8 protein-coding genes are annotated in these 11,801 nt (G+C 39.9%); 6 read left to right on the top strand and 2 right to left on the bottom strand.

Annotation, left to right across the window (positions count from 1 at the left end; translation table 11 throughout):
• Nucleotides 1–148 precede the first annotated feature (148 nt).
• The 4 genes from SOI82_RS03615 (at nt 149) to SOI82_RS03630 (ending at nt 8,325) form a co-directional block, all read left to right on the top strand.
• The gene (locus SOI82_RS03615) at nt 149–700 is read left to right on the top strand and encodes a methyltransferase family protein (RefSeq protein WP_320668011.1); all 552 of its coding nucleotides are present in this window, start codon (nt 149–151) and stop codon (nt 698–700) included.
• Between the two features lie 107 nt (nt 701–807).
• On the top strand, nt 808–4,611 hold the full coding sequence (locus SOI82_RS03620; RefSeq protein ID WP_320668012.1) for a UvrD-helicase domain-containing protein: 3,804 nt from the start codon (nt 808–810) through the stop codon (nt 4,609–4,611).
• Complete coding sequence (recD, locus tag SOI82_RS03625) at nt 4,608–6,323, top strand: exodeoxyribonuclease V subunit alpha (RefSeq protein WP_320668013.1); 1,716 nt, start codon at nt 4,608–4,610, stop codon at nt 6,321–6,323. Before SOI82_RS03620 ends, recD begins: the two co-directional genes overlap by 4 nt.
• 163 nt (nt 6,324–6,486) lie before the next feature.
• A complete protein-coding gene (locus tag SOI82_RS03630; RefSeq protein WP_320668014.1) occupies nt 6,487–8,325 on the top strand; it encodes a DEAD/DEAH box helicase in 1,839 nt (612 codons plus the stop codon).
• 139 nt (nt 8,326–8,464) lie between these two features.
• Here the strand turns inward: SOI82_RS03630 and SOI82_RS03635 are convergent, their stop codons facing one another.
• On the bottom strand, nt 8,465–8,620 hold the full coding sequence (locus SOI82_RS03635; RefSeq protein WP_320668015.1) for a hypothetical protein: 156 nt from the start codon (nt 8,618–8,620) through the stop codon (nt 8,465–8,467).
• Nucleotides 8,621–8,641: 21 nt separating this feature from the next.
• Here SOI82_RS03635 and SOI82_RS03640 point away from each other — a divergent pair, with 21 nt between their 5' ends.
• The gene (locus SOI82_RS03640) at nt 8,642–8,959 is read left to right on the top strand and encodes an RNA-binding protein (protein ID WP_320668016.1); all 318 of its coding nucleotides are present in this window, start codon (nt 8,642–8,644) and stop codon (nt 8,957–8,959) included.
• Nucleotides 8,960–9,315: 356 nt separating this feature from the next.
• Nucleotides 9,316–11,115, top strand: coding sequence for an ABC transporter ATP-binding protein (locus SOI82_RS03645; RefSeq protein ID WP_320668017.1), 1,800 nt, complete (start codon nt 9,316–9,318; stop codon nt 11,113–11,115).
• A gap of 100 nt (nt 11,116–11,215) precedes the next feature.
• Here the strand turns inward: SOI82_RS03645 and psbP are convergent, their stop codons facing one another.
• Nucleotides 11,216–11,776: a photosystem II reaction center PsbP gene (gene psbP / locus SOI82_RS03650; RefSeq protein WP_320668322.1), complete on the bottom strand. Its 561-nt coding sequence runs from the start codon at nt 11,774–11,776 to the stop codon at nt 11,216–11,218.
• Nucleotides 11,777–11,801 lie beyond the last annotated feature (25 nt).

Here is an 11,801-nt window from a genome sequence, read left to right on the forward strand (position 1 = left end):
ATTGAGCCTCTCCAGCTTTTAATAGAGTTAACTTCATTATAATCACTTTACATAATCCTAAAAATTAAGTTCAAATGCCCTTAATACTTACTAATAGCTTTAGTATTCATTTGCCTCTTACTTTCCAAAAAGTGGAAATAAGCGTTCTATGATAAAAATTTCGTCTAGATCTCTTATTCACGCATTTTCCGGTTGGGGACTTAATTGGAAAGGGATAGTTGACAATCAAAAAGGTGAGTGGTGGCTAATTGGCCAGTTACTCTTTATTACTGCCCATATAATGCCAGCTTGGCCTTCATTGCATAGTTTTAACTTAACTTGGCCTAAGTTTCTTGCAAATTTTGGTGTTTTTATTGTATTAATAGGAATAACTCTTGCAGCAAGAGCCTTTTTATCACTTGGATCAAGTCTGTCACCCCTCCCTGAGCCAAAATTAGGAGCCAAGCTAGTAACTATCAATAGCTATAAAAGATGTCGTCACCCTCTATATCAAGGCCTTTTAATTAGTTCATTTGGAATGATAGTTACTCTGGGAAGTATCTTTCATATTGTCCTATTTATTGGTTTATGCGCGATACTTATAGGCAAAGCGAAAAGAGAAGAGCGCCAATTAATCAAAAGGCACTCCCAATATAAAAATTATTTAACAAATACTCCAGCAATTATTGCTGGTCTTCCTTGCTTAGATTGGCGAGTATAAGGTGAACGCATGAAAACCAAACACTGCCAATACCGTAATGAAAAACCAGTACAGATGGATCCCACTCACTAATTTCCGAAGCAAGCCATAAAAAGGAGCCTTTTAGAATGAAGGGGAAAACAAACAAATGTCTATTTAAATTTTCCCCTAATGACTACCCTCTTGATCCGGGGCTTCGTCTAATAGAAGCTAGTGCAGGGACAGGAAAAACATTTGCTCTCGCTCACCTTGTTTTAAGGCTACTAACAGAAGGAGAGTACAGAATTAATGAGATCCTTGTCGTTACTTTTACAGAAGCAGCTGCCGCTGAGTTACGAGCAAGAATTAGTGATCGCATTGAAGCAGCCCTTGGGGGACTCGAATCTATAAAAACAAGAGTTAAACAAGAAATGCCTGATGAAGTGCTCCAAGAATGGCTAGATCTCAAAGCTCAAAATGAAGTCACTAGATGCCATTGGCAAAGCCTGCTATTAGAAGCATTAGAGAGTATTGATCGTGCAGATATCACAACCATTCACGGCTTCTGCAAACGCACATTGCAAAGAGAAGCGCTAGATAGCAATGCCCCTATCAAACCACAACTTGAAGAAGACAACTCAGAACTAGTATTGGAAGAGGTTCAGAATTACTGGCAACATCATGCTCTGACACTCAACCCAAGCAATTTGAAAGGAGTTCAAAATGCAGGCCTCAGTCCAGAAAATCTATATAAGGCACTACTAAAAGTAGATAAGGATCCAAGTCTTATTTTTGAAGTTGACGATGCGTGCTTCATTTCATCACAACCACTAGGAGAACAATTTAATATTTGGATTGAAGAGCGCTGGTACAGATTTGTTGCAGCTTGGGAGAAACAAGGGAGTGCCTTAGAAGATTGTCTAAGAAGCCAAGCTTCAGAATGGCGTGCCAATGGCATTCAAGACACCAAGCCATTTAGTCCCAATCCAACTAAGAACCGTTTTGAAATCCTCAACAACTGGATTGAGACTATCTCTAAAAAAGGACAGAGCAACGGGCTCAATAGCGCTCCATTCTACGAAGTAATTCGAACCCAAAAACTCTTAGAGAGCTACTATCACCCGGCAGCAATAAGTCAAGTAGCCCAACGTTGTGGTGACAATAATTTTGTTCTTGTCAAACCTAAACTTCAAAAAGCTATTGCTGAATTATGGGATGGTCCGGCGGAACAACTATGGAAGCATGCCATAGGTATGATATTAACAAATCTGAGTAAGCGAAGACATCAACAAGGACTTATTAGTTATGGTGGACTTCTTAAAGCACTAGACCCCTTTACTACAAGCATCAAGGAAAGTAAAGGTCATAGGTCTCAAAATCAATCAATTCAAGAACGATTAAGAGTTCGCTACCGAGTGACACTTATAGATGAGTTCCAAGACACTGATTCTCTCCAATGGAGATTATTAAAGCAAACTTTTGGCACTAGCCCTCAACATCTTCTATTAATGGTAGGGGATCCAAAACAAGCAATTTATAGGTTTAGAGGTGGTGATCTAAATATCTATATGTCTGCAAGAAATGAAGTCGATCGAATTGATCAACTTCTAGACAATTATCGAACAACTCCTCTTCTTATGCATGGGCTAAATCAATTAATGGCCCCTGGCCTGAAACTTTCAGGTCTAGAGGTCCCATCATTAACTCCACGAGCAACTAGGAAAGAGCTGCATTCAGCAAATAATCAATACCCACTCCAACTACTGACAATTTGTCAGAATTCATCAGACAGCAATTCGGAATTATTCGACTCAAAAAGCCAATTAGAAGAAATCATCCCAACCGCTGTGACAAATGCAGTAATGGAAGTTTTAGAGAATCAATTAAATCAACTTCAGCCTTCCGATGTTTGTGTTCTAGTAAGCCGCCATGACCAAGCAGAAAGTATCCGGAATACGCTCGCTTTAGCAGGACTGCCAAGTCGTCTTGTTAGTCAAGGAGATATTCTTAAGTGTTCCGCAGCACAGGTTTTACAGCGCTTTCTCGACTGCCTTGCAAGACCAGGAAACAGTGGAAATCTAAAACTCGTTGCTTGCTCTCCTTTAATGCAATGGAACATAGATAAGATCAAACTTGCAGATACGAATGGAGAGCTTAACGAGTTAGCAGTTCAATTCAAAGGTTGGTCCAAGAACTTGCAGAAGCTAGGCATTATGGGGTCTCTAGCTGAGCTATTAAAAGGACAGACAAGGGCTGATCTTTCAACCAGAGGGAGAATGCTTGGAGATCTTCAACAATGTGCCCAATTAGTTCAAGAGGCAATTCATAGGGATGGTCTAGATGCGATAGGTGCTGCGAGATGGCTCAGAAGACAGAGACTAAACCCCAGTGAACAGCTATCTGAGGCAAGGGAGCCACATAGTGATATTGAAGAGAGTGCAGTCAATGTAATAACAGTTCATCGAAGTAAAGGGCTAGAGTACCGAGTTGTCATATGTCCATATCTATGGCAAAGTCCACCAGTTTCTAAAGGACCCTTATGGTCTCAAAGAAAAGCCGAGCGCTGGCGAATAGCTTTGAATAACAAATGGGGGAAAGGGAAAGAATCTGCCGAGGAATCCCGAAAGGCTTCTCTTCAAGAAGCAGAAAGACTAGCCTATGTAGCCTTTACTCGTGCACAGGATAAATTAATAGTGATATGGGCAAAAGCTACAAAGCAAGAAGGCAATCCACTCACGCATTTACTATTTGAAAAAGAGTTACCCAAAAGTAAAATAGAAGAACTTACAAGCGAAAAGCTGAAGGAATTTATAACTAATAAAGAGATAAGAATGAGTATAAGTCCTGCTCATCTAAGCAAACCCACAAAACGCTGGAGTCCTAAAGTTCCAAAAGAGATACTAACTCTAGGACCAATACCTCGACGCAAACTAGATGTTAGCTGGGGACGTAGTAGTTACTCATCTATTGTCAATTCTAACGAAGACGGCTACACACAATCCAATGACCCTGATGAACTAGAAGGAGGGAAAGATAAAGATCAACAAAATAATCTTGATAAACTAATCGATACTGCCTCTACTATGAGGGGATTAGACACAAAGAATCCATGGCCGAGGCAAAGCCCTCTTGGTGACTTCCCACGTGGAGCTGCTGCTGGCGAATGTCTTCATAGAGTCCTCGAGAGAATAACTTTCAACGAATCTCTTGATAGCTCACAGAACAGAATCGTAATTGAGGAAGAGCTACTAAGAACAGGGTTAGATATCAATCTAAGGTCCAAAGTACAGGATGGTCTTGCTCAGGTATTAGGAACGCCATTAGGAGGCCCGCTTGGTGAGTTGAAATTCAACCAAATAAAAAAAAGCCATCGTATCCACGAACTCAGTTTTGATATACCTATTGCCCATAAAAGCCACCAAATCAATTCATTAGATCTTGCTAGTGCATTTCTAAAAAATCCTCAATCTCGATTTGGTCCAAACTACTCTAAAAGATTAGCCTCCTTAAATTTTTCTAGTCGTGGTTTTCTTACTGGTTCAATTGATCTAGTTTTTACAGATCAAGAAAATACGAAAAATGCTCAATGGTGGATAGTTGACTGGAAAAGCAACTGGATTGGAACCTATAACGACAATAATAAATTAGTCAATTGTGGGCCATATTACTACCATCAAAAAGCCATGGAAGATCAAATGATCTACCATCACTATCCACTCCAAGCACATCTATACCTTGTTGCACTCCATCGTTTTTTAGAATGGCGCCTGCCTAATTATGACCCCAAGACCCATCTTGGAGGCTATATCTACGTCTTTCTAAGAGGTGTACCAGGAGCAAAGGCGCTCAGTCAAAGATCTCAAATAAAGAATATCCCTGGCCTAATTATTGAGGAAGCGCCCCTAGAGCGCATAACAGAACTCAACCGATTACTTCAAGAAGGAGGAAGATGAGCCCCAAAAACCTTTTTAAATACCCTCAAGATTTAAAACGTTCCCTATTCCAAACATTATTGAAACGTATTCCTCCAAAATCATTTTCGCCCCATCTAGAAGACATAGTTAATGCACTAATGGATGCATTATCAAAAGGAGAGTTAGAGCTAAATCTAAATAGCAACCCTCCTGACAAAGAATTAAAAAATCCAGGTTGGCCTAAAATGCATCAAGAGGCTCTTCTAAAAAGCGGATGGCTAGAGGGTGAGCATGCTCCCATGATTCTAGAAGATAATCAACTTAGTTGGCGTCGATGGCATGACGAAATGAACGAGGTAATTAAAAATCTAATTAATAGATCGCAGATCAAACTAACAGTTCAACAGAGTAAAACATCTCAAGACCTCACTAGGTTACCCACAATGCTTAACCGTGAACAACAACTTGCTGTTGAAGTTGTTTCCAATCAAAGGGTTGTAATGCTTAGCGGGGGCCCTGGAACAGGTAAAACAAGTACTGTCATGCAAATGCTTGAGCAAGCACTTAGCTTAAACAACAATTTAAAGATTGGCCTAGCGGCACCTACAGGAAAAGCAGCAAGGCGGCTTCAAGAAACTCTTCACAGAGGCATTGAATCTCTCACTCCTCTCCATCAAGAGGTCTTATATGAGATTCCATGCTATACACTCCACAAATGGCTTCAATCTAATCCCCAAGGCTTTGCAAAGAACAAACAAAATCCTCTAAACCTTGATCTATTGGTGATTGACGAGATGTCAATGGTAGATCTACGCCTAATGAAGGCTCTAATTGATGCACTTCCTAAAAGTACTCAACTATTTTTAGTAGGTGATAGCAATCAATTACCACCAATAGGTAGTGGTTCGATCTGGCACAAGCTACAAAGAGACAATGTTCGGAGTCGATTTGGTAAAGGTGCGGTTCATCTGCACAAGCGTTACAGAAATCGCGGAGCGCTAGCTTTGGCAAGCAATACTCTTTGTGAGCATGGTCTTTATTCTTTTTGGGAAGAATTATCAAACCTGACCAAAGAATCAAATATCCAAACTCATCATTGCAAGATTAATAGAATTCCTCCTTTTTTATTAAGCCGTCTACAAATACACTCCAAGCGACTAAAGCACCTGACTAAATTACTACTTAAACAGCTGCCAAAAGAATTCCAAGTTTCATTTGACGAAAATATCGATTTAGGGAAAGAAGGAGAAAAACTTCTTCGCGGGATTGAAGAGTTGATGGTCCTTTGCCCAAAACGTCATGGAAGATGGGGAGTGGATGAAGTACACAAAGCTTTGTTGGGCAGCAATATTGCAGAAGACTTATCAAATTGGCCACAAGGTACTCCTGTCATGTGCAAAGAAAATCAACCAGAGTTTCAACTTGCCAACGGAGATATTGGTCTTCTAATTGGAGAAAAAGAAAATCGACGATTATTGTTTCGTGTTTTTTCTGAAGAGCATAAGTTAACTACACGTTTTTTTCATCCTGCAAGATTAAAGGCAATTGAACCAGCATTCGCAATGACAGTTCACAAAGCCCAGGGAAGTGAAGCTGATGAAGTTATTTTACTTTGGCCAGATGAGAAATCACAATCATTACCAACCAACCAAGAAACATGTCAGTCAAAGAGCTACGAAGAAAGATTGCTTTATACAGCCATAACAAGAGCTAGAAAAAAAATTGATCTAATCACTAAATCAAACAATTAAGAGGATCTGAACTCAGAATACAAATTTAAATTCCTACAATGATGGCTTAAATGATGATAAATTAAAAAGAACCTTTAAAAAGGCGAGTCAACACAGCACGGTTATTTACCGATTGGACGTTGTCTGCCTGATTTGAAGGAGTAATCAGGCCAACTCCATCTAGATGACTAATACAAAAGCGCATGAGGACTTTTCATGTTATGTAGATCTCAACATGGAAAAGCTCAACGATTCCAAACCTGAAGGCCACTCAACTAATGATCAGCACTTAGAAGATAAAATGTCCAAAGATAAAGTTCTGCAAGAGAAAGCCGACTCCAGAAATATCATCAAAAACAATTTCGAAGGTTTCGGATTCAGTGATGCACTCCTAGAAACAATCAAATTGAAAGGTTACAAGGAACCTTCACCCATTCAAAAGGCGGCTATACCTGAACTGATGCTAGGGCGAGATTTGGTAGGACAAGCCCAGACCGGGACAGGTAAAACTGCCGCTTTTGCTCTACCGCTAATAGAACGATTAAAGAAGGAACACAAACATCCTCAGATTCTAGTGCTCACACCTACTCGTGAGCTGGCTATGCAAGTTGCAGATTCTTTCCGAGCATATGCAGCAGGTCATCCTCATCTGAAAATCTTGGCAGTTTACGGAGGTGCTGACTTCCGGTCTCAAATCAATACTCTTAAAAGGGGGGTAGACGTCATTGTTGGTACTCCTGGTCGAGTAATGGACCACATGCGTCAAAAAACACTTACTACAGCTGACTTGGAATGTCTAGTCCTCGACGAAGCAGATGAGATGCTTCGAATGGGTTTTATAGATGATGTCGAATGGATACTTGATCAGTTGCCGAATAAGCGTCAACTTATTTTATTCTCTGCAACTATGCCTTCTGAGATAAGAAGGCTATCAAAACGCTACCTTAATGAGCCTGCAGAAATCACCATCAAATCTTGCGCACAAGAAGCCCGGCTAATTAAGCAAAGCTTTATAACTGTCAAAAATACTCACAAGATTGAAGCTGTCAAAAGAGTGCTTGAAGCGAGAAGTGGTCAAGGTGTAATCATTTTTGTACGCACAAAGATGATTACATTAAGTGTTGCCGAAGCACTGGAAGCTTCTGGTCATGAAGTCGCTGTTCTTAATGGTGATGTCCCTCAAACCCAACGCGAAAGGACAGTTGAACGTCTACGAAATGGCAATATTAATATTCTTGTCGCCACAGATGTAGCTGCTAGAGGCTTAGATGTTGAACGTGTCGGCCTTGTAGTTAACTACGACATGCCGTTCGATAGTGAAGCATATATTCACCGTATTGGTCGTACTGGAAGGGCTGGTAGGAATGGTGAGGCCATCCTTTTCGTAAATCCCAGGGAAAGACATTTCTTAAGCAACCTTGAAAGAGCGGTTGGTCAACCTATTGAGCAGATGGCAATACCCAGCAATAATGATATTAATAAGAGCCGAATCGAAAGACTTCATGCACAGCTCTTAAAGGCTGCAAAGGAGGGTAGAGATCACGACGAAGAAACAACCCTTTTTAATGAGCTAATTAAAAACGTAGGGGAAGAACTGAAGATAGATTCGGACAAAATTGCTCTTGCAGCAATAAGTCTTGCTGTTGGGCCTAATCCTTTACTAGTTCATGAAGATGAAGATTGGTTAAAACAATTTGCCCAAGGCAATCGCTCAGACGAGCGTCGAGAAAAGCGCAATCACTCACGACGAAGAACTGATAGAGACACGCATCATTCTGACAACAACATGGAATCATTCCGAGTCGCTGTTGGTCATCGTGACAGAGTCAAACCTGGCAATTTAGTTGGTGCTATAGCCAATGAGACTGGATTAAAAGGGCGAATGATTGGACGAATTCAAATTTTTCAATCTCATAGTTTAATAGACCTGCCAAAGGGTATGCCAGAAGATATCTTCAAGGACTTAAAAAAACTTAGAGTCATGAACAGAGAGTTGCAGATAAGTCGAAACAGCCAACAATGATTTATTGCTATTAACAAGATTGAGCTCCTACTCCTTACTTTCTTGAACAAAAGAAGCATTATCTATATGCAAAACAACCAAATTAGATCCTGTTTAAAGAGCCAATATCCTCAAAGAAACAAAATGTTCTTTTTGTTCATTAGTTGCTAGCTGTCACTTTTAAACCGGCTTCCCTGTAGTTTGGTAATGCATCAGCTTCAGCTAACAGGCTCCAAACGGCTCGCTCCCAAAGCTTCAGCTTCCAGGCTCCAGCATTCAAGGACTTTCCTTTTCGGACCAATGCTTCACTGATCACATCCCATCAGTCCCTTTAGGAATGACCATTTACATAGGAAACCTGTCTTTCCAGGCAGAGCAGGAAGATTTAGTTGACCTCTTCAGCCAATATGGGGAAGTAAAAAAAGCCAGTCTTCCCCTAGATCGCGAAACTGGAAGAAAGCGAGGGTTTGCCTTCGTTGAGATGAGTCAAGATGCAGATGAGCAAAAAGCAATAGATGATCTTCAGGATGTCGAATGGATGGGTCGAATGATACGTGTAAATAAAGCTACACCTCGTGAAGGATCACGTGGTGGCGGTGGCGGTGGTGGTGGTGGACGTGGCGGTTATGGCGATAATGGCAACAATCGCTGGTAATTCCCAAAATCCTTATCAACTGCGAACTGAGAACTGAGAGTTCATCCAAATGATGGTCTCTCAGTTCGCTCTAGGTTTTGTTCAATAGAGCAAAACCTATCTTTTAAGATTTACTAGAATGTCTATTGGGATTAATTAGAGGCAATCGATTTCTTAAATAAAGAAAAAGGTCCCATCAAGCATCCTTTAGTAGAAATATTATTCGGCTTATAAATTCGAAAATAACTTCTCAATTCCAAGCTCTCAAATTTCTATTCGCACTGTGAAAAAGTGTCATTATCCAATCGCCATTCTTACTTAAATTAATAGTCAAAAGAATTTCTTCAATTCTATAAAATGATCAATAGCAAAACTTAATGACTATTCGAACACCATCATCAAAGAATCCGCTTCTTAGACTATTAAGCAATCTAAGGAGCTCTCGCCAACTAATTTTTGCAGCAACAACTTGTTCCATTTTAAACAAAATTTTAGACCTCGCTCCACCTGTTCTAATAGGACTTTCAGTCGATGTTGTCGTTCGCGAGCAAACCTCTTGGTTGGCTGGTCTAGGGTTTAAATCTGTTCCTAGTCAGCTAGGTATTCTTGCTTTTATTTCCTTCTTAATATGGAGTGCGGAATCTTTATTTGAATACCTTTATGGTTTTCTTTGGCGTAACTTAGCTCAAACGACACAACACACCCTAAGAATAAAAGCTTATAGCCACCTCCAAAAATTAGAGATGGCTTTTTTCGAAGGTGATAGTTCAGGGCGACTAATGACAGTTCTTAATGATGATATTAATCAACTAGAAAGATTCTTAGATCATGGTGCAAATCAAATCCTTCAATTAATAGTCACCGTTATAGTTGTCGGTGGAGCAATGGCAATTATTGCTCCAGGAGTTGCTTTTCTTTCATTCCTTCCCATCCCTTTTATTCTCTGGGGGTCAATTAATTTCCAAAAAAAACTAGCACCTAGGTATCGGGAGGTAAGAAATCGAGCAGGAGATATTGCAGCTCGGCTCAGCAACAATCTAGGTGGAATGCTCACTATTAAAAGCTTCACAACAGAGAGTTGGGAGTTAGAACGTATTAGAGAAGAAAGTGAGGCATACCGTAGAAGTAATCGCAAAGCAATAAAGCTTTCTGCCGCCTTCATACCTCTCATCCGTTTTGCAATACTTTTTGCATTTCTTTCAATCCTAGTAATTGGAGGATTGCAAGCCTGGAGAGGAGAACTAGCAATAGGCACGTATAGTTTTCTAGTGTTTATTACCCAAAGGCTTCTTTGGCCACTTACTACTCTAGGCAACACTCTTGACGAATACCAACGATCAATGGCTTCGACAAATAGGGTTTTAGATTTAATAGATACACCTATAACTATTTCAAGTGGATTGAAAAATATTCTGCCAAATGAAATAATTGGAACGATAGAGTTCAAAGAAGTTAATTTTAATTATAGTGATCGTTTAGTAATACTTGATAAGTTTAACTTACAAATACCAGCAGGAAAAACAATTGGAATAGTAGGCCCAACTGGTTCAGGTAAGAGCACCCTAGTCAAACTTCTACTCAGACTGTATAAGTTAAATTCTGGCGAAATCAAACTTGATGGGCATCTAATTGAATCCCTTAATCTCAAAGATCTTCGTCGCTGTATTGCACTTGTTAGTCAAGATGTGTATCTCTTCCATGGAACAATTGAAGAGAATATTGCCTATGGAAATAAAAATGTAAGTAAAGAAAAAATTATAAATGCAGCTAAATTAGCTGAGGCAGCAGAATTTATAGATTGTCTTCCAGAAAAGTACAAAACACTTGTAGGAGAAAGAGGGCAAAAGCTTTCAGGTGGTCAAAGACAAAGAATTGCTCTAGCAAGAGCAATTTTGAAGGATGCACCAATTTTAATTTTAGATGAAGCCACTGCCGCCGTTGACAATGAAACTGAAGCCGCGATACAACGTTCTCTTGAAAAAATAACAAAGAATAGGACTACTATTGTCATAGCTCATAGACTAAGTACTGTTAGGAATGCCGACAAAATTGTAGTTTTAGAAAAAGGAAAAGTCGTTGAAGTAGGAAGGCATGAAATGCTTTTAGATATGAATGGTTCATATGCAGACTTATGGAGGGTCCAGGCCGGATTACAAAGTAAAGATTTGCTCACTTAAGCAAAATAAAATCCAACTAATTATTAGGTTGAGATGCAGAATAGACAATTTATTAACGGAATTTATTCTTACCAGGTTCCCTATTAAATACAATAGATATTTAAATAAGAAATCTAAATGAAGTAATAGAGCGTTCAAATATATTTCTGACTTTAGTCCACCTAATCTCATTGGTACTCGCTGCAAGAGTATATAAATATCCTCGATCAACAACAACTGTTGCAAGCTCATGCCTGTCTCGATCTTGAAGGTGGACAGAGTATTCCAAATCGTAAAAAGTGTGATCAAAGTCCTCACGCTTATTTGCTGCAACCAAATCAGCCTCTCTACCTGTTCCTTCAGGCGCAATCACTTCTAGCATTAATCTTTCTCCAACTGCTTCAGGACTGCCAAGTTCCTCTAGTTCGACATCCGCCCCTACTTCTGAAACAACCAAACTAAGAGTTTCATCACTATTGATGAGATCATGAAAAACCACTTTTGGACCTCCACTTACAGCAACTCTGGTCCATCCATTGGGATAAAGAAATCCATAGCGCCCATCTGTACTTTGAAAGGAATTAAAGCCTGAGGCCAGGTTCCCTCCTCCACAGGAAGTCAAAAAAACAACCAGCAAAAGAGTCACTCCCAAACTCATCCAAGAACGAAAGGTTCCTAACATCATCAGCCAAATAGCTTTTTCTATT

Origin of the sequence: Prochlorococcus sp. MIT 1307 (genome assembly GCF_034092395.1) — a bacterium.
Classification (GTDB): Bacteria; Cyanobacteriota; Cyanobacteriia; order PCC-6307; family Cyanobiaceae; genus AG-363-K07.